22 protein-coding genes are annotated in these 25,334 nt (G+C 61.1%); 4 read left to right on the forward strand and 18 right to left on the reverse strand.

Annotated elements, in window-relative coordinates; all coding sequences use genetic code 11:
* Nucleotides 1-115: 115 nt before the first annotated feature.
* The 14 genes from ribA to OQE62_RS13845 all read right to left on the reverse strand — a co-directional run bounded on the left by ribA (nt 116) and on the right by OQE62_RS13845 (nt 11,629).
* A complete protein-coding gene (gene ribA, locus OQE62_RS13780) occupies nt 116-721 on the reverse strand; it encodes a GTP cyclohydrolase II (RefSeq protein ID WP_265722623.1) in 606 nt (201 codons plus the stop codon).
* A 16-nt stretch (nt 722-737) separates the two neighbouring features.
* Nucleotides 738-1,370, reverse strand: a complete 633-nt coding sequence (locus OQE62_RS13785; RefSeq protein WP_265722624.1) for a retropepsin-like aspartic protease family protein — start codon at nt 1,368-1,370, stop codon at nt 738-740.
* Nucleotides 1,371-1,391: 21 nt separating this feature from the next.
* Nucleotides 1,392-1,871: a phosphatidylglycerophosphatase A family protein gene (locus tag OQE62_RS13790; protein ID WP_265722625.1), complete on the reverse strand. Its 480-nt coding sequence runs from the start codon at nt 1,869-1,871 to the stop codon at nt 1,392-1,394.
* Between the two features lie 7 nt (nt 1,872-1,878).
* On the reverse strand, nt 1,879-2,814 hold the full coding sequence (gene thiL / locus OQE62_RS13795) for a thiamine-phosphate kinase (RefSeq protein WP_265722626.1): 936 nt from the start codon (nt 2,812-2,814) through the stop codon (nt 1,879-1,881).
* 7 nt (nt 2,815-2,821) lie between these two features.
* Nucleotides 2,822-3,265 (reverse strand): transcription antitermination factor NusB, encoded by a 444-nt coding sequence (gene nusB, locus OQE62_RS13800; protein ID WP_265722627.1) that lies wholly within the window; start codon nt 3,263-3,265, stop codon nt 2,822-2,824.
* 129 nt (nt 3,266-3,394) lie between these two features.
* Complete coding sequence (gene ribH / locus OQE62_RS13805) at nt 3,395-3,865, reverse strand: 6,7-dimethyl-8-ribityllumazine synthase (RefSeq protein WP_265722628.1); 471 nt, start codon at nt 3,863-3,865, stop codon at nt 3,395-3,397.
* 13 nt (nt 3,866-3,878) lie between these two features.
* Complete coding sequence (gene ribBA / locus OQE62_RS13810; protein ID WP_265722629.1) at nt 3,879-4,994, reverse strand: bifunctional 3,4-dihydroxy-2-butanone-4-phosphate synthase/GTP cyclohydrolase II; 1,116 nt, start codon at nt 4,992-4,994, stop codon at nt 3,879-3,881.
* Between the two features lie 220 nt (nt 4,995-5,214).
* The gene (locus OQE62_RS13815) at nt 5,215-5,871 is read right to left on the reverse strand and encodes a riboflavin synthase (RefSeq protein WP_265722630.1); all 657 of its coding nucleotides are present in this window, start codon (nt 5,869-5,871) and stop codon (nt 5,215-5,217) included.
* Between the two features lie 12 nt (nt 5,872-5,883).
* Nucleotides 5,884-7,029, reverse strand: coding sequence for a bifunctional diaminohydroxyphosphoribosylaminopyrimidine deaminase/5-amino-6-(5-phosphoribosylamino)uracil reductase RibD (gene ribD / locus OQE62_RS13820; protein WP_265722631.1), 1,146 nt, complete (start codon nt 7,027-7,029; stop codon nt 5,884-5,886).
* A complete protein-coding gene (nrdR, locus tag OQE62_RS13825; RefSeq protein ID WP_265722632.1) occupies nt 7,029-7,505 on the reverse strand; it encodes a transcriptional regulator NrdR in 477 nt (158 codons plus the stop codon). The genes ribD and nrdR overlap by 1 nt, the downstream gene beginning before the upstream one ends.
* 127 nt (nt 7,506-7,632) lie before the next feature.
* Nucleotides 7,633-8,736, reverse strand: coding sequence for an extracellular solute-binding protein (locus tag OQE62_RS13830; protein ID WP_265722633.1), 1,104 nt, complete (start codon nt 8,734-8,736; stop codon nt 7,633-7,635).
* A 357-nt stretch (nt 8,737-9,093) separates the two neighbouring features.
* Nucleotides 9,094-10,356, reverse strand: coding sequence for a serine hydroxymethyltransferase (glyA, locus tag OQE62_RS13835; RefSeq protein WP_265722634.1), 1,263 nt, complete (start codon nt 10,354-10,356; stop codon nt 9,094-9,096).
* A gap of 137 nt (nt 10,357-10,493) precedes the next feature.
* Entirely contained in the window at nt 10,494-10,985 is a 492-nt protein-coding gene (locus OQE62_RS13840) for an outer membrane beta-barrel protein (protein WP_265722635.1), read from the reverse strand.
* A gap of 155 nt (nt 10,986-11,140) precedes the next feature.
* On the reverse strand, nt 11,141-11,629 hold the full coding sequence (locus OQE62_RS13845) for an outer membrane beta-barrel protein (protein ID WP_265722636.1): 489 nt from the start codon (nt 11,627-11,629) through the stop codon (nt 11,141-11,143).
* 353 nt (nt 11,630-11,982) lie between these two features.
* Here OQE62_RS13845 and OQE62_RS13850 point away from each other — a divergent pair, with 353 nt between their 5' ends.
* Nucleotides 11,983-12,384: a hypothetical protein gene (locus OQE62_RS13850; RefSeq protein WP_265722637.1), complete on the forward strand. Its 402-nt coding sequence runs from the start codon at nt 11,983-11,985 to the stop codon at nt 12,382-12,384.
* A gap of 192 nt (nt 12,385-12,576) precedes the next feature.
* On the opposite strand, the gene mmsB is transcribed toward OQE62_RS13850, so the two are convergent.
* Nucleotides 12,577-13,479 carry a 3-hydroxyisobutyrate dehydrogenase gene (gene mmsB / locus OQE62_RS13855; protein WP_265722638.1) on the reverse strand — a complete coding sequence of 301 codons (903 nt, stop codon included), beginning with the start codon at nt 13,477-13,479 and terminating at the stop codon, nt 12,577-12,579.
* Between the two features lie 91 nt (nt 13,480-13,570).
* A complete protein-coding gene (locus tag OQE62_RS13860) occupies nt 13,571-14,674 on the reverse strand; it encodes an enoyl-CoA hydratase/isomerase family protein (RefSeq protein ID WP_265722639.1) in 1,104 nt (367 codons plus the stop codon).
* Between the two features lie 164 nt (nt 14,675-14,838).
* Here OQE62_RS13860 and ettA point away from each other — a divergent pair, with 164 nt between their 5' ends.
* From ettA to OQE62_RS13875, 3 genes are all read left to right on the forward strand, one after another.
* Nucleotides 14,839-16,503: an energy-dependent translational throttle protein EttA gene (gene ettA, locus OQE62_RS13865; protein ID WP_265722640.1), complete on the forward strand. Its 1,665-nt coding sequence runs from the start codon at nt 14,839-14,841 to the stop codon at nt 16,501-16,503.
* Between the two features lie 159 nt (nt 16,504-16,662).
* Nucleotides 16,663-17,472 carry an MOSC domain-containing protein gene (locus OQE62_RS13870; protein ID WP_265722641.1) on the forward strand — a complete coding sequence of 270 codons (810 nt, stop codon included), beginning with the start codon at nt 16,663-16,665 and terminating at the stop codon, nt 17,470-17,472.
* Between the two features lie 10 nt (nt 17,473-17,482).
* Nucleotides 17,483-18,478 (forward strand): questin oxidase family protein, encoded by a 996-nt coding sequence (locus OQE62_RS13875; RefSeq protein WP_265722642.1) that lies wholly within the window; start codon nt 17,483-17,485, stop codon nt 18,476-18,478.
* Between the two features lie 357 nt (nt 18,479-18,835).
* Here the strand turns inward: OQE62_RS13875 and OQE62_RS13880 are convergent, their stop codons facing one another.
* Together OQE62_RS13880 and OQE62_RS13885 are read right to left on the reverse strand one after the other, a co-directional pair.
* Nucleotides 18,836-21,781: a TonB-dependent receptor gene (locus OQE62_RS13880; RefSeq protein WP_265722643.1), complete on the reverse strand. Its 2,946-nt coding sequence runs from the start codon at nt 21,779-21,781 to the stop codon at nt 18,836-18,838.
* Between the two features lie 483 nt (nt 21,782-22,264).
* Nucleotides 22,265-25,324, reverse strand: a complete 3,060-nt coding sequence (locus OQE62_RS13885; RefSeq protein WP_265722644.1) for a TonB-dependent receptor — start codon at nt 25,322-25,324, stop codon at nt 22,265-22,267.
* Between the last annotated feature and the right edge of the window lie 10 nt (nt 25,325-25,334).

Consider the following 25,334-nt stretch of genomic DNA (forward strand, 5'->3'; position numbering starts at 1 on the left):
AAACCGCTATCGGTAGCAGCGCCGCTACCAAACTTGCTAACGAGGACTACCCCCGGGGCGAAATCAAAAAGGGCGAACACAAGGTTCGCCCCTACAGGTGAATGGCCGGCTTCGGCTATTCCTGGTCTTCATCGTCTTCGAACAGATGCCCGAGCTTGCCCTTCTTGGTGGAGAGGTATTTGACGTTATGCGGGTTGCGGCCGGTCTGGTGTGGCAGGCGCTCCGCGACTTCGATGCCCAAGTCTTCCAGCGCCTTCACCTTTTTCGGGTTGTTGGTCATCAGGCGGATGGATTTTACCTTCAGGTGGTCCAGCATCGCCTGCAGGATGGAGTAGTCGCGCATATCGGCGCCGAAACCGAGCTGTTCGTTGGCTTCCACCGTATCGGCGCCGCAGTCCTGCAGGTGATAGGCGCGGATCTTGTTCAGCAGGCCGATACCGCGGCCCTCCTGGCGCAGGTAGAAAACCGCACCGCGCCCCTCGATGGCAATCCGGTGCAGGGCGTGCTGCAGCTGGGCGCCGCAGTCACAGCGCAGGGAGAAAAGCGCATCGCCGGTCAGGCACTCGGAGTGGATGCGGGCCAGTAGCGGCTCGTCGGTTCCCGCGTCCCCCATGGTCAGCACCAGGTGCTCCTTGCCGGTCTCCACTTCCTCGAAGCCGTGCATTTCAAACATGCCCCAGGGAGTCGGCAGCTTGGAGGATTCCACGTAACGAATGGTCAAGTTGATACCTCTGTGTTCAATTCCGCGCGCGCAGAATCAGCATGCCGCGCTGCTGTTCCATATCCACCCGGCTGAGAAAGCTGTTGCCAAGCAGAGTGGTTTCGGGAAAGTCGTCCGGCAGTACCGTGGCTTCCACATTGTGCACCTTGATACCGCCGATGGTGACGCTGTTCAGATTCAGTTTATAGCCGCGGGCCACACCGCTGGCGGTGGATACCTGGATCGGCTGTGCCCGGTCCAGGTCCAGCCCGAGACTGCGGGCCGTCGGGTAATTGAAGGCAACACTGGTCGCGCCGGTATCCACCATCACCGGTACGCGGCGGCCATTGACCCACACCCGGGTACTGAAATGGCCCTGCTTGTCCGCCACCAATCGCACCTCGGGGCGCTTGGAGCGCGCATAGCTGGCCGCCACCGGTGCATCCAGGGTCAGCTTCTGTTGCCGCCCGTCCACCGCAACGCGCGCGTAATCGGTGGTCGCCTCCAGCAGTTTCACCCCCTCCGGTGACGACTGCCCCGCTTTCAGCAGCCGCTGCTCGCCGTCTATCTCCAGCATGGCGCTGCTGCCGAAGAGGCCCTTCAACTGTACCTGCTGGGCCGCGGCCGCCAGTGGCAGCAGGCACAGCAGTGAGAGCAAAAAATTACGCATTGGAATTCCCTTCCCCACCGATCAACCCATCCAGAATGCGGTCAGCTGCAGTAGCAGCGCCGCGTAACCAGCCGCCATTATATCGTCGAGCATAATTCCAACACCACCGTGCAGGCGGCGGTCCACCCAGCCGATCGGCTGCGGCTTGGCGATATCGAACAGGCGGAAGAGCACAAAACCGTACAGGGCCCAGCCCCAGCCGGCCGGGGCCATGAACATGGTGAGCCAGTAGCCCACCATCTCGTCCCAGACGATACCGCCGTGATCGTGCACACCCAGCTTTTTTGATGCGGCGCCGCACAGATAGCAGCCCACCAGCGCCGCCACGATCACGATTCCCAGGTAGACGGCGGGCGTCAGCCCCTGCATCAGCCACCAGAAGGGTATCGCGGCCAGGGTGCCAAAGGTGCCCGGCGCTTTGGGCGACAGGCCAGAGCCGAAGCCGAAGGCCAGTAGCATGGTGGGGCTGCGCAGCAGCTGCGATGCGGTCGGTTGGTTCATTGTTCGGTCAAAAGTGTTGGAAGCCTGCGGACGGGTGAACCCAGGGTTCGCCCTTCAGACGGGGCCGAACCTCGCCCTGCCCCTCGGTCAGGGTGCCGATACACACGGCCCCCAGTTTCTCTGCCGCCTCGGCGTGCTCCGGCGGCAGGGTAAAACAGAGCTGGTAGTCGTCGCCGCCGGTGGCGGCCAGCTGCAGTGCGCGCTCCCCGGCAAGTGTCTGTGCCAGCGCCGCTACCGGCAACTTTTCCATCTGCACTTCGGCAGTCAGGCCGCTGGCTTTGCAGATATGCCCCAGGTCCGCCAGCAGGCCGTCGGAGATATCCACCGCGGCGCTGGCGATATCGCCCAGTGCAGCGGCCATCGACAACTGTGGCTGCGGTCGGTAGTAGGCCTCTTCCGCCGCACGGCGCTCGGATTCTGTCACCTCGCGTTCGTTCAGCACCACCGGCAGCGCCGCCGCGGCGGCCCCCAGGGGGCCGCTGACATGGATTCCGTGGCCGACACCAGCGCCGTCGCGGCGCAGCGGTTTGTGCGTGCTGCCGATGACTTCAACCGTGATCGACAACGGACCGCGGGTGGTATCCCCGCCGACCAGTGAAATACCGAACGCCTCCGCTGTCTGCAGCAGGCCGTCGGCAAACCTTCGCAGCCAGTCGGGATTGCTGTCCGGCAGGGTCAGGGCGAGGGTGAACCACAGCGGGCGGGCGTTCATCGCCGCCAGGTCGCTCAGGTTGACCCGCAGGGCGCGGGAGGCGATCAGCCCCGGATTGGCATCCGCCGGGAAATGCCGGTCGGCCACCAGGGTGTCCACGCTGGTGGCCAGCAACCCCGGCGGCGGCTGCAGCAGGGCACAGTCGTCACCGATCCCCAGCGCCACGCCCTCGCCCTGCGGGGCGCCGCTGAAATAGTCGCGGATAATCTGAAACTCGCCAGGGCCGGGCATGGAGCGGTTACTGCTGTCTGTCCGCGGCCACTTCGGCGGCGCGCAGGTCTGCGGCGGTCTTGTCCAGGATGCCGTTGATGAACTTGTAGGCGTCGGTGGGACCGAACTTTTTCGCCAGCGCCACGGATTCGTTGATGACCACCTTGTAGGGCACGTCGATGCGGCTTTTCAGCTCGTAGCTGGCCATGCGCAACAGCGCGCGGGAAACCGGGTCCAGTTCCTCCACGCCGCGGTCCAGGTGCGGGATATAGGCGGCTTCCACCTCGTCGAGGTTCTTTGCCACGCCGTGGAAGAGATCGCGGAAGTACTCTACGTCCGTCTTGCTCATATCGTTGTCGGCGTGGAACTCGGCCTCGATCGTATTGAGGCTGGCGCCGGCAATCTGCCACTGGTAGAGCGCCTGCATGGCGTAGTGGCGCGCCTTGCGGCGCGCGGATGCGGTTACGGTCATTCTGTGGTTCCGATCAATTTGGGTTTTCCCCCGGGGCGGTGCCGCGTTCGGCGCCCTCTCCCCCGGCCCCTCTCCCGGGGGGAGAAGGGAGCTATATTTTCGACTTTCGCGGGCGGCCTCGCCCGAGTCTCAAATCTTGCCCAGCAGGGAAACCATTTCCAGGGCGGTTTCCGCGGCTTCGCAGCCCTTGTTGCCGGCCTTGGTGCCGGAGCGTTCGATGGCCTGCTCGATGGAGTCCACAGTCAGTACGCCGAAGGTCACCGGCACGCCGCTGTTCAGGGATACCTGGGCCAGGCCCTTGGTGCACTCGCCGGCGACGTAGTCGAAGTGCGGCGTGCCGCCGCGGATCACGGCGCCCAGGGCGATGATGGCATCGAACTTTTTGCTCTCGGCCAGCTTCTGGGCCGCAAGCGGAAACTCGAATGCGCCCGGGGCATAGTAGATGGTGATGTCTTCGTCCTTGATGCCCTTGCGGCGCAGCGTGTCCAGCGCGCCGTTTTTCAGGCTCTCCACCACAAAGCTGTTCCAGCGGCTGACCAGCAGCGCGAACTTGCCTTTGTTGTCGATGAAATCGCCTTCGATTATCTGGATATTGCTCATGATTGTTCCTTGATTATTCGTCGTCGGCGTTCAGGTAGTCTTCCACTTCCAGGTCGAAACCGGAGATGGCGCTGAACTTGAACGGCGCGCTCATCAGGCGCATTTTGCGTACTTTCAGGTCGCGCAGTATCTGCGAGCCGGTGCCCACCTGCTTGTAGACCAGGTCGGAGCTGGGGCGCTGCTGCTTGCCGCTGATCAGCCAGTCGATGCTCTCCTCGATTTCCTCGGTGGTCTCGTTGTGGCAGATCAGCACCACCACGCCCTTGCCCTCCCGGGCCACGCGCTCCATGGCGCGGCGGAAGGTCCAGGGGGTGAACTTTTCGTCGCCGCGGCGGATGGTGAGTACATCGCGCAGGGTATTGCCCACGTGTACGCGAACCAGGGTCGGTTCTTCCGGTGTCGGGTTGCCCAGCACAAAAGCGAAGTGGCGCTCGCGGCGGGCCTTGTCGAGGTAAGTGCGCAATGTGAACTCGCCGAACTCGGTGTGCACCTGGCGCTCGTTGGTGCACTCGACGGTCTTCTCGTTGAGCGCGCGGTAGTTGATCAGATCGGCGATGGTGCCGATCTTCAAGTTGTGCTCTTGGGCGAAGGTTTCCAGATCCGGGCGGCGCGCCATGGTGCCGTCTTCGTTCATGATCTCGACGATCACCGCGGCCTGTTCGAAACCCGCCAGGCGCGACAGGTCCGTGCTGGCCTCGGTGTGGCCGGCGCGGCTGAGGACGCCACCGGGCTGGGCCATGATCGGGAAGATATGGCCGGGCTGCACGATATCGCTGGGTCTGGCGTTGCGGGCCACGGCGGCGCGCACGGTGCGGGCGCGGTCGGCGGCAGAGATGCCGGTGGTGACGCCCTCGGCGGCCTCGATGGAGACGGTGAAGTTGGTGCTGAACTGGGCGCCGTTATCCTGGGACATCAGCGGCAGGTCCAGCTGCTGGCAGCGCTCGCGGCTCATCGGCATGCAGATCAGGCCGCGGGCGTGGGTGGCCATGAAATTGATGTCCTCGGCGCGAATCTGCTCCGCGGCCATCACCAGGTCGCCCTCGTTCTCGCGGTCTTCGTCATCCATCAGGATCACCATCTTGCCCTGGCGGATATCGTCGATCAGTTCTTCTACCGTGTTGAGTTCCATAAATCTCTCTAATGTCGAAATGGGGCCTTGTAAAGGCCTTCGCGGCGCGGCGCCCTCTCCCCCGGCCCCTCTCCCGGGGGGAGAGGGGAGCCAGGTAGAAAGCACCGGAGCCGCTTCGGGCACCGTACAGTCCCCTCTCCCTCCGGGAGAGGGTTAGAGCCTGCCCCGGACTTGATCCGGGGGAGAGGGCGGCCGATCGAGACCCCTCCCCCATGCGTCGTCAGCTAAATCCGTGCCTCGCCAGAAACTCCACCGTCAGGCCATCGCTGTCCGGCTCGGCAGCTTTGTCGCCCAGCAGCAGCCGCTCCAGGTAGCGGGCGATCAGGTCCACCTCCAGGTTGACCCGGGTACCGGCGTTGTAGTCGCCCATCACGGTTTCCCGCAGCGTGTGCGGCACGATGGTCAGTTCGAACTCGGCGCCGTCCACGGCGTTGACCGTGAGGCTGGTGCCGTCGACGGTGATCGAGCCCTTGTGGGCGATGTATTTTGCCAGGTGATCCGGCGCGCGCAGGCGGAAGCGCTCGGCGCGGGCCTCTTTCCTGCGCCAGACGACTTCGCCGATGCCGTCCACATGGCCGCTGACGATATGGCCACCGAGGCGGGTCCGGGGCGTCAGCGCCTTTTCCAGGTTGACACGGTCGCCGGTCTTCCAGCTTTTCACGCTGGTCACGTCCAGGGTTTCGGCGGAGACATCGGCCCAGTAGCCGTCGCCGGGCAGGTCCACCACCGTCAGGCAGACGCCGTTGGTGGCGATGCTGTCGCCCAACTGCACGTCGGACAGATCCAGCTTGCCGCTTTTGACCCGCACACGCAGGTCGCCGCCCTGGGGCTTCAATTCGGTGATTTCGCCGACGGCTTCAATGATTCCGGTAAACATCAGCGGGCACCTCTAGCGCTCAATGTCCGTGGTGGCGGTAATGCGCCAGTCGTGGCCGACCGCGCGCATCTCGGTAATGGTGATCGGCAGCACCGACCCCATACGCTCGATCGGCAGCTCGAACAGCGGCCGGGCGCTGGAGCCCAGCAGCTTGGGCGCCATATAGACGATCAGTTCGTCCAGGTGGCCGCGGTACAGGAATTCGCCGGACAGGGTAGCGCCACTTTCCACCAGTATCTCGTTGCATTCGCGCTGCGCCAGTTCTTTCAGCAGCGCCAGCAGGTCCACGCGGCCGTCGCCGCCCGCCGGCAGTACCAGTACCTCGGCGCCGGTCTCTTCCAGCCGCTCGCGTCGCGCCGGCTCCGCCCGCTCGGTGGTGACCACCAATGTGGGGGCGTCGCCCTGCAGAATAAAGGCTTTCGCCGGGGTGCGCAGCCCGCTGTCGACGATCACCCGCAGCGGCTGTATGACGGCGGCGGCCTCGGCAACCGCCGCTTCCAGCGCCATGTCGCCGGCGCGCACATTCATGTTGGGATTGTCGAAGCGCACCGTGTCCACGCCGGTGACAATGGCGCAACTGCGCGCGCGCAGCCGCTGCACATCGGCGCGGGCGGCGGGGCCGGTGACCCACTTTGACTCCCCGCTGGCCATACCGGTGCGGCCATCCAGGCTCATGGCCGATTTGCTGCGCACCAGCGGCAGCCCCAGGGTCATGCGTTTGATAAAGCCCGGGTTCAGGGCGCGGCACTGTTCCTCCAGCAGCGGGCCCTCCACCTCGATACCGGCATCGCGCAGCTTCTGCAGGCCGGCGCCGGCGACGGACGGATTCGGATCCTGCATACCGTAGACCACCCTCGCCACGCCGGCCTCCACCAGCGCCGTAGCGCAGGGGCCAGTCCTGCCGGTGTGGCTGCAGGGCTCCAGGGTCACGTAGGCGGTGGCGCCGCGGGCGCGCTCACCGGCATCGTTCAGCGCCTCGATCTCGGCGTGGGGCTGCCCGGCGCGGCGGTGCCAGCCCTCGCCGACGACGGCGCCGCCGGCGTCGGCGATCACACAGCCGACACGGGGGTTGGGCATGGTGGTATAGAGGCCGCGTTCCGCCAGCGCAACGGCGCGGGCCATCAGCGCCCGGGGGCTGCTGTCGGGACTGGAACTCATCACTTCTCCGCTCTTCGCTCCCCGGTCTTGCTGGTCAGGCGCTCGATTTCCTCGCTGAACTCGCTCAGGTCCTCGAAGCGGCGGTAGACCGAGGCAAAGCGCACATAGGCCACCTGGTCCAGCTCACGCAATTGCTCCATGACCAGTTCGCCGATACGCATCGCCGGCAGCTCGCGCTCGCCGGAGGCCTGCAGGGCGTGCTTGATCTGCGCCACCGCCGTCTCCACCCGCTCGGTGCTGACCGGGCGTTTCTCCACCGCGCGCTGAATACCCGCGCGCAGCTTTTCCTCGTTGAAGGGTTCGCGCTGGCCGTTCTGCTTGATCACCCGCGGCAACAGCAGTTCGGCGGTTTCGAAAGTGGTGAAGCGCTCGTGGCACTCGAGACACTCGCGCCGGCGGCGCACCTGGTCGCCCTCGGCCACCAGGCGGGAATCGACGACTTTGGTTTCTTCCGCGCTGCAGAAAGGACAGTGCATCTTGAGGCCCTGTGGAAAAATTGGGCGCAGTTTATCACAGTGGCCGGTGGCCAGTGAGTGGTTGGGTTGGTAGATGGTTGTCGGCGGTCAGTGGATGGATGGTGCCGCACCACCGACCAATCGCCCACTACAGGGCCTTGCGCTCGACAATGCGGTTCCAGAGCTTGTGGCGCAGAGCCAGCACACCGCTCTCGGTGGATTCGGGAATCCAGACATTGTCCAGCTCGGCCGGATCCGGGTAGACGATGGGGTTGGCCAGCAACTCCGGATCCACAAACTCGCGCGCCTCCAGGTTGGCGTTGGCGAACTGCACTTGGTTGGTGATGGCGGCAATCACCGAGGGCTTGAGCAGGTAGTTCATGAGCTTGTAGGCGGCATCCCTGTTGGGCGCATTGGCCGGCATGGCCAGCACATCGATCCACAGCGGGAAGCCCTCCCGGGGCATGATATAGCGCACATCAAACGGTTTGCCGGCCTCGCGCGCCATCTGCTGGGCCTGCAGCACGTCCCCGCTCCAACCGTGCACCATGCAGTGCCGGCCGCTGGCCAGGTTTTCCGCGTACTCGCCGGAGTCGAAGTCGGTCACGTGCAGGCGCACCTTGGCCAGCAGGTTGGCCACCATCAACTGGTGGGCCATGCTCATGCTGTCGGGTTCCTTGCCCAGGTATTTGAGCCCCACATCGAAGATCTCCTCCGGCGAGCGCATCAGGGTCACGCCGCAGTGATCCAGCTTGGCCAGGTTGTCGGGATCGAACAGCAGATTCCAGCTGTCCTTGTCCTCCGGCAGGCTGCCGCCGAAGGCCTCGCGCACCGCCTGCACGTTGTAGCCGATCCCGACGGTGCCCCAGAGATAGGGGAAGGCGTATTCGTTGTCCGGGTCGGAGCTCTGCAACCGCTGCATGAACTGCGGATCGTTGCGCGACCAGCCCGGCAGGCGCTCGCGATCCAGCTTGCTCAACAGCCCGGCGCGGATGTAGCCGGGGAGGTTCTCGGAGCTGGGCACGACCAGGTCGAACTTCCGCCCCTCCTCGATCCATACCCGCTCGAGCTCCTCGATATCGTCGAACTCGAAGTAGTGCACTTCGATGCCCGTCTGCGCCTCGAAATCGGCGATGGTGTCCTCGCCGATATAGTCGGACCAGTTGGCGAAATACAGCTCCTCGGCCGCGGCGCCCTGCACGAGGCCGGCTACCAGCAGCAGAGCGCCCAGAGTATTCCCGATGGTGCGCATCGCGCTCTCCTTTCTGTCGCAGTCGCGCTGCGGATTGACTGGCACAACCCCGCAGCGGCAATCCGGCCACTGGAGGCAGCGGTGAGCCCGGTAACCGCTTGGACTCAGACAGGTTTCCGCGCTGGCGCGGAGAGAGCAGCACCACCCTGAGCTGCCCGGCCCGGTCAAAGCCGAACCATTATTCAGTTTTTGGAGGGCGCTTATTAAAGCAGAATCGGGAAGGAGACTCACGAACCTGGAGCAAAATGTTTCACAAAAACGACGGTAGGAACAAAAAAACCCCGGAAGAACCGGGGTTTTTGTGGTGATTTAGTGTTGGGTGGTTCGTGGCGGGCCCGGAGGCTTTCCCGCCACTAGTCACTGATATACCGGGAATTTCGCGCAGATTTCCAGCACTTTTCCCTTCACGTCTTCGATGGTCGCCTCGGCGTCGCCCTTCTCCAGCGCGTCCAGCACATCGCAGATCCAGTGGGTCAGCTGCCGGGTCTCCTCGACACCGAAGCCGCGGGTAGTAATGGCCGGGGTGCCGACGCGCAGGCCGCTGGTGATGAACGGCGAGCGCGGGTCGTTGGGCACGGCGTTCTTGTTAACGGTGATATTGGCGCGGCCCAGGGCCTCGTCCGCGTCCTTGCCGGTGTACTCCTTGCCGATCAGGTCCACCAGCATCAGGTGGTCGTCGGTACCGCCGGAGACGATATTGATACCGCGGTCGAGGAAAGTCTCGGCCATGGCGCGGGCGTTTTCCACCACCTTCTTCTGGTAGGCCTTGTACTCGGGGCCCATGGCCTCCTTGAAGGACACCGCCTTGGCCGCGATCACGTGCATCAGCGGGCCGCCCTGGCCGCCGGGGAATACCGCACTGTTGAGCTTCTTCTCGATCTCCTCGTTGGCCTTCGCCAGGATGATGCCGCCGCGCGGGCCGCGCAGGGTCTTGTGGGTGGTGGAAGTCACCACGTCGGCGTGCTCGATCGGCGAGGGGTATTCGCCGGCGGCCACCAGGCCCGCCACATGGGCCATGTCCACCATCAGGTAGGCGCCCACCTTGTCGGCGATCTCACGAAAACGCGCCCAGTCCATCACGCGCGAGTAGGCGGAAAAGCCGGCCACGATCATCTTCGGCTTGTGCTCCTCGGCCAGGCGCTCGACTTCCTCGTAGTCCACCTCGCCGGTTTCCGGGTTCAGGCCGTACTGCACGGCGCTGTAGATCTTGCCGGAGAAGTTGACCCGCGCGCCGTGGGTCAGGTGGCCGCCGTGGGCCAGGCTCATGCCCAGCACGGTGTCGCCCGGGGCGCACAGCGCCTGGTAGACGGCGGCGTTGGCCTGGGAGCCGGAGTGCGGCTGCACATTGGCGTAGTCGGCGCCGAACAGCTCCTTGGCCCGCTCGATGGCCAGCACTTCCACCTTGTCCACATATTCACAACCGCCGTAGTAGCGCTTGCCCGGGTAGCCTTCCGCGTACTTGTTGGTCAGGCTGGTGCCCTGCGCCTCCATCACCAGCGGGCTGGTGTAGTTCTCGGAAGCGATCAGCTCGATATGTTCTTCCTGACGGCGATCCTCTTCCTGAATGGCGTTCCAGACATCCGAATCGAAAGAGGAGAGCGTGACTGATTGATCAAACATGGGGTTCCCTCGGTAAAGCGGGCTGAATGACTGACAAGGTGAAAGAATAGAAAGGCGCGCATTGTACACCAAGGAGAGGGGCACTGCGCGAACGCTAAAACGCGGCCGGGGCCGCGCTGTCAAACGGTGGAATCGACTCAGAAACGGAAAACGACCGAGCCGGACCAGAAGTTCACATCCTCTTCCACCAAGGTGTATTCCGCTTCCATGGTGGCGTTCTCGGAGACTTTGAAGCCGAAGCCCAGGCCCGCGGAAGCGCCGCTGTCGCTGGCGCTTCCAAAACCATCGAAATCCACTTTTTCATTCAGGTAGCCCAGCCGCCCCTTGAAGTACAGGTCGCCGTGGCTGCGATAAGTACCATAAAGCGCTGCGGTGGAAATCGAGTAATCCTGTTCACCATACCAATAGGTGTCCACCTCGCCATCGACGATGGAACCGGTAAACTCGCCCTCGATCCCCCAACCCGAGGCCCCGCTATAACCGATGCGGAAGCCGCCATTGAACGGGCTGTCGCCTTCGATATCGGTGCTCATCACGCCCGCGACACCGCCGAAGTAGCCGCCTTCAGCGTGAGCAACCCCGGACCAGAGCAGCACCATCGCTGCCAGAGATTTGACCGGAAAACGCATAGATCCCCCTTTTAAAGATTTTTTGTGCAATCAAACGGCGGGGGATTATATACGCGCCAAGACAGGACGGATAGCGGATCGGCGAATAATGACGCCGCAGTACATTTTCTGGCCGGATGGCAGGCGCGGCCGGACGGCCGCGCTCAGGAAGGGGATCAGAAGTTCAACGTCATGGTGCCGGACCAAAAGCCCACGTCTTCCTCGATCATGGTGTATTCCAGTTCCACATTGGTGTTAGGGCCAAAATCGAAGCCCACGCCACCGCCTAGGGAGACACCGGTATCGTCTTCGCTGAAACCGCCGACATCCACATCTTCGTACAGCAGCCCCAGGCGGCCCTTGAAATAGATGTTGCCGTAGCTGCGGTAGGTACCGTAGCCGGCCAGGGTCTGGATATCCACATCCGCATCGCCACTGAACGCGTCGGCCTCGCCGCTGATCAGGGAGTTGGTGTACTCGGCCTCGAAGCCCCAGCCGGAAGGCAGGGTCAAACCACCGCGCAGCCCCAGGTTTACGGGGCTGTCGGCATTGCGCATGTCGATATCCATCAGGCCGATGGTGCCACCCCAGTAGGTATCCTGGGCGCTGGCGCCAGCGGAAAAGGCCAGCGCCAGTGTAGCGGCGCCCTTGGCAAGATTGTGCATAGGGATTCCCCAATATTGTTGTTCGAGCAAAGTTTGCGCGAATTCTAGCCGCCCCCTCTTCCGGGAACAGTTACCCGGATCACAGTAGTGCGTGCTAATCGCCGCAGGGCAACATCCGACTCCGATGATTGCAGATTGGTTCCGCAGGCCACCGATCGGCATCACCGGGCAATCGGGCAGGCACACACAAGTTCGGCTCGACGACAGCGGCGTGCAACAGATCTTTCGGGCCCCTCCCGCTGAAATAAAACTGTCACCGCGTTTTCATTCCCCGCCGCTATTTTGATCCCCAGCCTGCGCCGACTCTGTGCGGTCGGCAGCAATCGACCATAATCATCACAAAGGGGGCCCCAATGCGAACTGCCATTCCACTTCTCGCCGCACTATTCATCTCCGCCTGCAGCCATATTGAAACCGCACAGCAGGTCACCGTCAGCGGCACCGTGATCGAGGAGGCCGGCAAATACTATCTCCAGGACGCCGATGCCCGTTACCACCTGAATCCCATGCCGCAACTACAGTACCGCAGGTACCTGGACCGGGAGCTTGTGATCCGGGGAGAGGTACCGACAGAGTGCGCCCAGGCCTGGCAGGATGCCGTGGTCCGGGTGGGCGACGAGGGCTCGGTAGTCGATTGGGAAAAAGTGGACTGGTCGCCCTGCCTGGCACCGCACAAGGTCAACCTGGTGACCGCCGATGGCAGGGAACTGGTCTACGACTGGGAAAAAATCGACCTGGAAGATTACTACTTCTGACGCGATGGGTGGAGACAGCCCCTGTGTCCGTCCTTGTTCCAACCTATGCCCCTCCCCCTAACCCTCTCCCGGTGGGAGAGGGGCCGGGGGGAGAGGGCGGTGAAGGGCCCCGTTGGTTCCGCGGCCCCGATATTGGACTTTGCTGCACTCACTCCAACCGACGGGCTGAGGCACCGCCAGCAAAACCAGCGTTTATTCCTCGCCAGCCGGCCGCCGGAACATATTCTGGATACTGGAAAAATCCCGCTGCCGGTTTTTCTCACAGCCACCGTGCAGCTGGTAGAGATTTTTCGCCAGCGCCCCCAGCGGCGTGGACGAGGCGCTGCCAGCGGCGGTGTCCATCGCCAGCCCCAGATCTTTCAGCATCAGGGCCACCGTGAAACCGCCGCTGTAGTCCCGCGAGGCGGGCACACCATCCATCACACCCGGATAGGGATTGTATTTTTCCAACGACCAGTTGCCGCCGGAGCTGGCTTTCATGATGTCCGAGAGCACCTTCGGGTCCAGGCCGTTGTCCACACCCAACTGTAATGCCTCGGCGGTACCGATCATGTGGACTGCCAACAGCATGTTGTTGCAGATCTTGGCCACCTGACCGGCACCGGCCGGGCCGGCATGGAAGGTATTGGCGCCCATTGCGGCAAGTACCGGCCGCGCCGACTCGACTGCATCGGCTGCACCGCCACACATAAAGGACAGGCTGCCAGCTGCAGCCGCAGCGGTACCGCCGGACACCGGCGCGTCGATAGCGCGGATACCGCGCTCGCCGGCCGCGGCGATCAGTTGGCGGGCGTCGTTGGCGGCGATGGTGGAACAGTCGATCACCAGGGTTTCGGGTTCCAGCACCTGCAAAAGGCCGCGGGCGCCGAGGTAGAGACCCTTTACCGCATCGCCGTGCGGCAACATCGATACCACCGCACGGGCGCCCTGCACTGCCTGCCGGGCGCTATCCGCGCGTTCACAGCCGTTTTCCGCAGCTTGCGCCAGTGCCGGTTCGGAGGGATCGAAGGCCGATACCGCAAAACCGGCCTCAACCAGATTCGCAGCCATGGGGCCGCCCATATTGCCGAGGCCCAGAAAGGCGATTTTTTCCATGTTGTATTCTCCCTTTCGATTATTTTTTTATTTCCTGTTGTGGTGGGCCTGCGGCCCGTGGGCCGAGCGGAAGCTCGGCGCTCCCGGGCGCCTACAGATCCGCCAGCGGATTCTCCGCCCAGGGTTCACTGAAACACGCTTCCACCTGTTCCGCCGAAACTTCGTCCAGGGACGCCGGCTGCCACTGAGGTTTTCGATCCTTGTCGATCAGCAGCGCGCGCACGCCTTCCCTGACATGGCCGCTGGCACAGAGATTCACCGCCAGCGCCAGCTCCATCCGGAACACTTCCGCAAGGGACAGATAGCGACCGCGCTCGAGCTGTTCCCAGACGATCCATGGCGTCAGCGGCGAGCCGGCGGCGAGGGTGGCGGCGGCCTTCTGCAGCCATTTGTCGTCGCCATCGTAGCTGCGGATCGCCTGGCAGACGTCCGGCAGCGTGGCAAAATCGGTGAGGTTCTGGACCTGATCGTAGTGCTCGCGCAATATCGATGGCGGGCGCTCGTCCTGCGGCAGCTCCAGCCGTTTCAGGCAGTTGCTCACCTGTTCGCGGTTGCGTTTGCTGTCGGCAAAGAACTCCAGCCCGGCCAGCTCTGTCAGTACCGACTCGCGTCGTTCATTCGGCAACATGCGATCCGCCAGGCCGGCAAAAAGCGCATCGCTGCCGTTGAACTGGGCCCCGGTCAGGCCCAGGAACAGACCCAGCCGGCCGGGCATGCGATTCAGGAACCAGCTGCCGCCCACATCCGGAAACAGGCCGATGGTCACCTCCGGCATCGCCATGCGGGTGGTCTCGGTGGCGATGCGGTGGCTGGCGCCGGCCACGATACCGATACCGCCCCCCATCACGATGCCGCCGCCCCAGACGACGATCGGCTTTTCATAGGTGTGAATCCGGTAATCGAGGCGGTACTCGCGGGAGAAAAAGCGGGTGGTGAAATCGTAGTCCGGTTTCTCGCCGTAAGCCGGGGATTCCCGGTACAGCGACACCACATCGCCGCCGGCGCAGAGGCCCTTGTCGCCGCTGCCGTCGATCCAGACACAGGCCACGCTGTCGTCGTCGGCCCAGTCGTCGAGCTGCCGGGACAGCAGCTCGATCATCTCCAGGTTGAGCGCATTGAGCGCCTTGGGCAGATTGAGGGTGGCGGTGGCCACGGCGCCGCGGCGCCCGAAGAGTACGGGGGAATCCTGATCCATCTCTCTGTTTCTTTGTCTGTGATCTCAGTCAGTGCCGCAGTTAAGCACAGTTTCGCGCGCAACCTCCAGTGGGGCGCGCCGGGAACAGTTGATTGTAATGCGGCTTTTGGCTAACGTGCGCGCAAATTCTGATCGATTCCATCAAGCTTACTGGACCCCTTTCAATGGCCGAATACGTATACACCATGAACCGGGTGGGCAAGGTAGTGCCGCCCAAGCGAGAAATCCTCAAGGATATCTCCCTCTCCTTCTTTCCCGGCGCCAAGATCGGCGTGCTGGGCCTGAACGGCGCCGGCAAGTCCACCCTGCTGCGCATCATGGCCGGCCTGGATGAGGACTATAACGGCGAGGCCCGAGCCATGCCGGGCCTCAAGGTAGGCTACCTGCCGCAGGAGCCGCAGCTGGACCCGGCCAAGAATGTGCGCGGCAACGTCGAGGACGGCGTGCGCGAGGCCATCGACGCCCTGGCCGGCCTGGAACAGGTCTACGCCGACTACGCCGAGCCGGATGCGGATTTCGATGCGCTGGCCAAGAAGCAGCAGCAGTTCGAAGACATCATCCAGGCCTGGGATGGCCACAACCTGGAACACCGCCTGGAAGTGGCCGCCGACGCCCTGCGCCTGCCGCCATGGGATGCCGACGTAAACAACCTGTCCGGCGGTGAGAAGCGCCGCGTGGCCCTGTGCCGCCTGCTGCTGTCGCGTCCGGACATGCTGCTGCTGGACGAACCCACCAACCACCTGGACGCGGAGAGTGTCTACTGGCTGGAGCGCTTCCTGCACGACTTCACCGGCACCGTGGTGGCCATTACCCACGACCGCTACTTCCTCGACAATGTGGCCGGGTGGATCCTGGAACTGGACCGCGGCCACGGCATTCCCTGGGAGGGCAACTACACCTCCTGGCTGGAACAGAAGGAGACCCGCCTGGAGCAGGAACAGAAATCCGAACAGGCGCGTATGAAGTCGATGAAAAAGGAACTGGAGTGGGCGCGCCAGAACCCCAAGGGTCGCCAGTCCAAGAACAAGGCGCGCCTGTCCCGCCTGGAAGAGATGCAGTCCCAGGATTTCCAGGCCCGCAACGAGACCAACGAGATCTACATTCCGCCGGGCGAGCGTCTGGGCGACAACGTGATCGAATTCGACAACGTCAGCAAGGGCTTCGGCGACCGCCTGCTGGTGGAGAACCTGTCCTTCCGCGTGCCCAAGGGCGCGATCGTGGGTATCGTCGGCGGCAACGGCGCGGGTAAGTCCACGCTTTTCCGTATGATTACCGGCAGCGAGCAACCGGACAGCGGCGAGATCAAGATCGGCGAGACGGTGCAGGTAGCCTATGTGGAACAGGGCCGCGAGAACCTGGACGACAACAAGACCGTCTGGGAAGCCATCTCCGACGGCCACGACATGCTCAAGATCAACAACTACGAAGTGGGCTCGCGCAACTATGTGGGCCGTTTCAACTTCAAGGGCTCCGATCAGCAGAAGCGCGTGGGCGAACTGTCCGGCGGCGAGCGCGGCCGCCTGCACCTGGCCTACACCCTGAAACAGGGCGCCAACGTGCTGCTACTGGACGAACCCTCCAACGACCTCGATATCGAGACGCTGCGCGCCCTGGAAGAGGCCCTGCTGACCTACCCCGGCTGCGCCCTGGTGATCTCCCACGACCGCTGGTTCCTGGATCGCGTCGCCACCCATATCCTCGCCTACGAGGGCGAGAGCGAGGCCGTCTTCTTCGAGGGCAACTACACCGAGTACCACGAGGACTTCATTGAGCGCAAAGGCGAAGACGCCACACCACACCGCATGCAGTACAAAAAACTCAAAACCTGATATAAAAGCCCGCTGACGCGGGCTTTTTTGTGTGCCGGGAGCGCGTAGCCCCAGCTGCGCTTGCGGGCCGCAGGACCGCCCCTGGGAACGCCGAGCTCCAGCTCGGCAAGCGGTCCGCAGGACCGCCCCGGGCGAATAGACAACCAAACCAGTATCACCATGCACATATCAGCCCTCTACCACTTCCCCGTCAAATCCCTACAGGGCCACCCGTGCGACTCCCTGACCCTTGACCGGTTCGGCGCCGCCGGCGACCGCCGCTGGATGCTGGTGGACGGCGACAACCAGTTCGTCACCCAGCGCCGCCTGCGCGCCATGGCCCGCCTGAAGGCCACCAATATCCACGGCGGCCTGCACATCGAAAATCACAGCGGTGAACAGATCGAAATCGACCACCCCGGCGCGTCCGCCCCCTGCCGGGAAGTCACCGTCTGGCGCGACACGGTCACTGCCCGCGACGCTGGCGACACCGCCGCCACCTGGCTCAGTGAGCAGTTACAAACCCCGGTGCGCCTGGTGGCCATGGGCGATGAGTTCCGACGCCCGCTGCGATCGCCGCGCAGTCGGATACAGGTCGGCTTCGCCGACGCCGCGCCGCTGCTGCTGATCGGCCAGGGCTCGCTGGACGACCTGAACGCGCGCCTCGACACCCCGGTATCCACGCTGCGCTTCCGCCCCAACCTCATCCTCGACGGCGCCGCCCCCTTTGCCGAGGACGACTGGACACGGATCCGCATTCACACCGCCACCGGCCCGCTGGAGCTCGAATGCACCCACACCTGCTCCCGCTGCGCCATTCCCGGCCTGGACCCGTTCACCGGCAAGCCCGGCAAGGAACCGCTGCGCACCCTGGCCCGATACCGGCGCGGCGAGGGCGGCCAGATCCATTTCGGCGTCAACCTCGCACCGCTCCTTCGCGACCCGGGCGGCGTGACCATAAACTCGGGGGATAGAGTCGAAGTGGAGTAACCCTCCAACCATGAGCATCACCCGCTACTGTACAGAACTGCTCGAAGCGGCCAGCCACTACCACGTCCGCTACGGCGACCGCCTCGCCAATCACCTGCCGATGGTATTGATTGCGCTGGACAAGATGGGGGGCACACACAAGCAGATGCGACGCGCATTCGACCGCTCGATTCCGCACCTGGAGAGGCCACAACTGCCGCCGCCGGACCCGGGCATTCCGATTGAGGAATGCCGCAATCGGGAGGAACTCTTCCCGACCGCCCTGCAATACTACGAAACGCAGGTCAAACAACATGGCATCGCCGGCTGCCTGCACCGCGAACTGCCGCCACTGCTCCCCGCCATCGCCACCGCCGCCTTCCATCCCCTGATCCGCACCGCCTACGGCGTGGATGCCCGCCACCAGGAAGAAGTCGCCGCAGGGCTCGCCTACTGGAATCTCGAATACCACAAACTGCCGGCCAGCGAAGAACGAGTGGCTTTAAGCGCGGACGAGATACTGCCCGAGCTGGCACAGCGATATCCGTTGATATCAATCGCTCCGGGAAATATTGCCGATCATATGGTTGCAGTTACTCGCCAGCAGGGATGGATGGAAACGCCGGTTCAGTCGGAGCAGCTAGGATTGGAGGATATCGCGCGGGTGGCGATCAAAGCCTACCTCGGGACCGGAGACTTTACACTGCTACATGGTGTCACAGGCTGCCATGCACTGCGGCTACTTCTGCCTTTTTGTGCGGAGCCCGAACATGCATTGCGGTATTTCTGGGCAGGGCTGGCTATAGCCTATCTGAGCACTGGACCGAAAAAGCTCCGGGAAGTCGCGGAAACCGGAATTGTTCTGGACTGGAGAGGAATCAGGGAAAAGGCTCGCCGCAGCGATGATGATCATGAAATAAAACTCACTTACAGCTGCCTGCGGGAATTCAGGCAATACGGATCCCAAGAGTACCAGCATGTAGCAGAGCACGTTACCAGAAATACTGAAAATCCTGAGCCTCTATGAAAACCACCTTTCTCCTCCCACTTCTGAAAACTCAGTAGAAACCGGGATTATTACACTGCAAGCTGGCACTCCATTCGGCTTTTTCCACTTCCGGCAATGCCCACTTTTACACTGCAACTTTAACATTTGACAGTGAGAGCCAGATTCGAGATAGCTCTTCGTCTATTTCCCCAGCTTTTCACGAAAAAGACTGTTCCCAATAGCTGAAGAACCATAAAACTGTCACTACAACAAAAAAACCCCTGTTTTTTCATCCATTCTCATGACCTGCTTTTAGCGCAGCCGCCTACAATTTGACAATGCTTACGCAAAAAAGCCCCGCATAGCGGGGCTTAAACTTCACTATTCAACCAACGATCAGTTGAAGTCGTAGCGAACTCCCAAACGGATGCTGCGTGGATCCTGGTATTGCTCAGGAAGACCGTACTGGTCGCCATTCAGCTCCTCAGTCTCGGTAACGGCATCGCTATCGAAGAGATTGAACACATCCAGAGATAGCAGCAACTGCTGGTTGTTGCCGAACGCCACCGGATACTGGGCATTCAAATCCATCTTCCAGTAGTTATCGGTACGCCCCCTGCTGGCGCGCGGAGCCAGTTCGCCATCGCAGTAGAAGGATTCACGGCCGTAGGCGGCGGCGAAAACATCTGTCGGGTGAACACCGAAACAGTTCTTCGGGCGACCGGACTGCCACATGAAGTTCGCCCCTACACGCAGCCCCATATCAAACGCATAAGTGCCGAATGCCTTAACGGTGTGACGGCGGTCGTTGGGCAGATCACCGTAGCCTCCGTCCAGCAGTCCCGGCTGGTCGAAATTGGTGGTAATACCCGCATCATTTTGGCCGTTGTCGGAGCGTACATAGCCTTCATTGTTACCCCAGCTGTGCGCCCAGGTATATGAGGCATCCAGAGACCATCTGCCATCAAATGGACGCTTGAAAGTGAACTCCAAGGCACCATACTGGCGCTTGGCCTCCGGGTAACGCAGTTGATCGGCGGTCAGGGAGATATATTCATCCATTTCCGGGATATAGGTCCGCATCTCACTGCCCGGATTGGTCAGTACATATTGGTGGAAACCGGTAAATACCTCTTCGACGGAACAGGGATGCGTTCCGATTACATCTCCAGAATCGTTGGTGGTGTCACAACTTCCAGACCTGCTGGTATCCCAATTCCCAGTGGAATTGTAGTAATCGATCACTGCCGCATCGATGGCCACATCCTCCATGGAGGTTTCCAGGTTACGGTAGATGCCCCTCGCACCCAGCTCGTACCCCTGCTCGGTCACAAATTCGTAGCCGAGGATAAACTCGGACTGGTACATGGGTTCGATATTAGTGTCCACCAGACTACGGGTATCCGGTACCTCGCCGTTACCGTATGTGACACGGCCTATATAGTCTCCGACATTACAGGGGGTTCCATCCTCGTTTAAGCAGTCACCATCCCAATCATAGAAATCCCTGACATAGTATTCCGGTGCGGACATACGGATATTGGTGTTGGCGGCGATCGGCAGGTAGTAATGGCCGTAGTTGGCATAAACCTTCTGGTTGCCCGCTCCGGTCGGATCCCAGACCGCGGAGAGACGCGGTGCCCATTGGTCTTTGACCTCGATAAAGGACTCGCCTTCGGCGTTCAGGTTCTTGAAGGTCTCATTGCGAAGGCCCACCTGCAGAGAGAGAGTATCGGTGACATCCCAGGTATCCTGGATATAGAAGGCCGAGGACTCCGTCTCAAAGCTGCCGACATTATCGTAATGAGTCTCGACCACCAGCGGCAGCCCCAGTGACTCATCGTTCTCGTCACAGAAGCCCCACTCATCACAGGCCCACTGGCCATAAGGATCGTTTTGCCACTGGACACCACCGGACCGGTGGACGTCATTGCTGGCGGTGTTGATTTCACGGTCAAGCCCAACTTCTACGAAGTGATCGCCAATGTCCCAGGTGAAATCCACCCGTGTCATCTCGCGCTCATCAAGCCCACGTTCCACGTTGCCAGTAATCCATTGGCCTGTCCGCTGCAGCACACCATTCTCATCTGCAAGCTCGGTAAGAGGCGGCGTGATATCCTCCGGGACATCGGAACGGTCCGCCTCGTTACGGCCATAGGATACGGTCAACTCCATGGTGTCAGTCAGGTTGCCGATATAGCTGGCAATCCAGTTCACACCACCCCGGCCGTAAATGGTGTCACCAAAATACTGTCCCGATGTATCGGTTTCACCATCGTACGCATAAGTAGATTCAACGGTTTCACGATCGTCACTGAAGGCCGTCAATTCAACGCGGTGATTCTCAGTGATATAACCATCCAGCTTCAAACCCCAGAAATCGGTTTCAACTTCCTGCTTCCAAGCACTACCGGTGAAATTGTAGATATCCTCATTTTCGGTCTTATGGTTGTACAGGGCGTAGAAAAACACACGATCCTGAACCAGAGCACCAGAGGCGTATACATTGTAATTGCTTTCCTCAAACGCATCCTTGTCATTGTTGTTCCAGTGAGTATTGGGAACCGTGGACACTTCCTCATCGTAGTAAAAACTGGAACCGAACTTAAACTCATTGCTACCGCTCTTGGTAGTGGCATTCATTACACCGCCGGTGGAGCGCCCAAACTTCGCGGAGTAACCGCCGGTTTTTACCTGAATATTTTCATAAAACTCGAAAGGGACCTCTGAGAACCCGAGGCCGTTACGGAAATTGGTGGTATTCAGACCATTGATATAGCTGACATTTTCCGCAACGGAAGCACCGGCAAAACTGGCGTTGTTGCCGAACGCGGAATCTCCTTTGCTAACACTTGGTGCGAGCATGGTTACGGAAGTCAGATCGCGAGCAACCGGAAGCTCTACTAGTTGGTCGGCGGACATAACCATGCCGGTCTCTGCAATGCCGGTATCCACCTGGGCAATGCGCTCCCCCTGAACAACCACCTCTTCAACTTCTGAACCATGGCCCATAACGATGCTAGCGGTTCCACCCAGGGTAACATTTACGGTCTGGGTGTCGACGACACTTCCACCGGAAACCACCTGCACTTTATACTGACCTGGCGTCAGGCTACCAAAACGGAATTCACCACCGGAGTCCACATTCATGGTCTTGGTGATGCCGCGTTCAACATTGGTTATCTTGATTTCACTGACGTTTTCGACACCAACTACACTACCGCGCACGGTACCGGTAATTTCATCGGCAAAAACTGTCGGGGTGGAAATGGTGGTTGCCCCCACGGCCAGAGCAAGCACGCTCTTGGCGAGCGTTTTTCGCGAAAACAGGGTTGAGCTCATAAGAAAATCCCTCTTGATCGTTAGATCATTATTGGTTTTGCTTTTATCTGTTTGAAAAGGCAACCGCCCCCCAGCGGCCACCTCCTTCCCAACACATATCATTTGACGAACAGACCAGGCCCACCCTCAAAATGAATATAAAGTTTTTCCATCTTCCGGAATTCGGGAAGCGTTCCTTTTGAATAACCATCACTTTGGGAACACCCATCCACGCCCCGGTTATGGCGCGAAATAAGACTTAAAACTTATACCGATCAAATTTTCATGACTAAAGTTACAATTCGAACTTTCCGCACGAGAAACTGAGACATGTGGCAAATCTACGCTCCTTAAGCCCGCACATCACAGGGAAAGGGATCTATGACAGCTGGCCGGAAAGTGGCGGGCCGGGGGTTGGGATAGTTCAGCACAAAATCCACAAAAAAACCGGCCCCATTGCTGGGGCCGGTTTTCGGTACTGGTAAATGACCAGTGTGCTATCGATCAGAAATCCAGCGACGCAGTAAACATCACGTAACGCGGAGTCTGATAGCCCAGCGGTACCTTGTAGGTGTTGCTGACCGTGTACGGGCTTTCTTCCGAGGTAACGTCCAGTTGCAGCGGCTCCTGCTCGTTGAGAACATTGAACACCTGCAGGCTCAGATTCAACCGCTCCTCGAGGGCCGCGGGGGTATAAGTCACGCCCATATCCAGACTGCGGGTCCAGGGTGTGCGCTCTTTACCCGGTGTGGCCACTTCGCCGAAGCAGGTGTGATAGCTGGCTCCATAACCCACCGGGTCGCCCGCTTCCGACGCCTCATCGGTGCTGCCATCCGGGTTGTAGTAGCCCAGGCAGCTGACCGGCATGCCGGATTTGATATTGGCGTTGGCACTTAGCAGAAGCTCTTCGGTGAGTGCATAGCTGCCGCGAATCTTCAATTGATGCCGACGGTCGTTGGCGAGGTAACCATCGGAGTGTCTCATCAGTTCCGATACGTCCCAGTCCTGGGTCTTGGAGATGCTGTCCTGACCGAACTCGGATTTTACCTGACCTTCGTTGTTCCCCTGCAACTTGCTGTAGGTATAGTCGACACGGGCTTCCCATTTACCGTCAAACGGGCGCTCCAGGAACAGGTCGATCGCCTTGTATTCGCGCTTCAGGTTGGGCATTTCCCAGTCGTCGGCGCTCATGGTCACCTCGGTACGGGTACCATCCGGATTTCCTGCAGCGTCGAGGTTGGCGAGACTGAAGGTATTGGAACCACCGGGATTGAACATGTAGCAGTACTGCCAGTCGACGGTGTCGGACTCCACTCCCATCGCAGCCAGCTTGTCGAGCATACGGTTCGGGTCACATACATCGTCAATCGCGGACTTCAGGTCGCGGAAGATGAACTTGGCACCGTAGGTCCAGTCTTCTCCCAGCGTCTTCTCAAACCCGAGAATGTACTCGTCCTGATACATGTTCTCCAGGTCTGACGGGGCAAAGGCCTGCGGGTCCACGGGTTCGCCATACTCTCCATTGGCCGACACCGGGCCCGGGCCGAGCGCCGTCAAATCGAGCGGGGCACCAGTTTCCGGATCCACGTCTTCGTAAGTGAAGTACTCGCGGGTGTAAGTCGAGGCGGATGCGCCGCGGATCGCTACGCTGTTCGGCATGGCCAGGTAGTAGCGGCCGGCATTGGCAAACAGTTTGAGAGAGGAGTCCCCAAATACGTCCCAGGTTCCCCCGAGGCGCGGGGCCCACTGGTCGTCGGATTCCATGTAGGGCACACCGACATTGTTGTAGTTGGTGAACTTATCGTTACGCAGGCCCAACGACAACAGCACATCGTCAGTTACCTGCCAGCGGTCCTCTATGTAATAGGCATCCTGTTCCAGCTTCATGCTGGTCGCATCTTCATAGAGATACTTTTGCACATAGTAGCCGTCGCCTCCCGGGGCCCCTACCCCCAGCGCCGCATTGATGTCTTTCGACGGGTCATCCGCGCTGCTGTAGATCCACAGGTCTGTCAGCTGTGTCGTGCCCTCGTTGGCGGCCTCGAACTCCATATTGTCCACACCGACAGTCAGGGTGTGGTCGCCCAGCAGCCATTCCAGGTTCACGCGCAGACCATCGGTGTAGTCGCGCGCGTTGCGGGCATCGTAACCACCTGCCAGCCCTGGTATCGGGCTGTCGTCGACGATGGATGGGTCCTGGTTTGTATAACTGGAAATGTACGGGTTGACCACTTCCTCAGCCGGCTCATCCTTATAGGAAAAGCTGCCGTGGCCATACGTGGCACTCAGGGTCAGCGTGTCGGTCAGATAGCCGGTGTAGCTGAGAATCGAAAACTCGCTGCGATTGTTTTCCGTATTTGGAAGAGAATCCAGGCGTTCACCGCGGCTACCGTTTTCGAAATCCCAGGCGCTGTAGGTGCCATCCAGCTCGTACTCCTCCCGCATATAGGTGTATTCGAGCAGGTGATCCTGGGTAATGAACCAGTCGAGCTTGGCGTAAATCTTGGTGTTATCGCTTTCGCTGTCTTCCACCCTGGGAGCTCCCTCGGCGGTCGGCGCATCCTGGGATTCCTCGGTTTCCCCTTCCATGGACACAAAGCCAAACAGCTTGTCCTCGATCAGCGGCCCGCTGACATAGGCGCTGTAAGTCTGGCTCCAGCTGTAGTCATCGCTGGTGCGCTCATACAGGGTGCCGGCCTTGTCCGGATCTTCATATCCATAGCCTTCCGGCAGATTCAGGTTGGAGTAGTAGGCCCTGGGCCCACCGGCACGCAGACTTTTGGGAACATACACGACCTGAGTGCCGTACTTCAGTTCATTACTGCCGCTCTGGCCGACCTGGTTGATCACACCGCCGGAAGATCGGCCGTACTTGGAACCGTAGCCACCGGTGTAGGTCTCCTGCTGTTCAATCGAAGCATATGGCAGGCTGAAACCGCCGAGATTGGACAGAGGATCGTTGGCGAGGAAACCATTGATATAGTAGGCATTTTCGGAAACACCGGCGCCGCCAAAGGAAACCATGTCATCGAAGTAACCCTCGGCACCGGCATTGACCCCGGGGGCCAGCAGGGCAATATTCTCGGCTGAACGCCCCAGTGGCAGGCGCTCCAGTTGCTCGGCGTTGAGCACAACCCGGGTATCCGTCGAGCTCACATCAATGGCCGGCGTGATATTACTACCAACCACCGTTACTGTTTCGAGCATCTCGTCGTTATGGAACGAAACGTCGGCACCCGCGCCGATACGCACGGGAACGGTACGCGAGCCAACCGTCTCGCCGTCCTGTTTCGCAGTGACGACGTAGGTACCAACCGGCAGAGAGCCGACACGGTATTCGCCAGAATCATCCACCGTCACGGTGCGGCTGAAGCCGCTGTTGTTTTTGATGACGACGGTGGCGCCTGCGGGAGCATCCCCGAAGATACTGCCGGTGGTGCTCTGCGCCTGCACGCCGCCCGCCACGCTCAGGCCGAGCGCAACGCTCAGCGCGGTACGCTTGAGAAACCTGGGCCCGGGATTCGTTGTATACCTCTCTTCCCTATGAAAGTTAGGCTGTGTCATACAGTCCCCT

It is taken from the genome of Microbulbifer halophilus (assembly GCF_026183675.1).
In the GTDB taxonomy this organism is placed as follows: domain Bacteria; phylum Pseudomonadota; class Gammaproteobacteria; order Pseudomonadales; family Cellvibrionaceae; genus Microbulbifer; species Microbulbifer halophilus.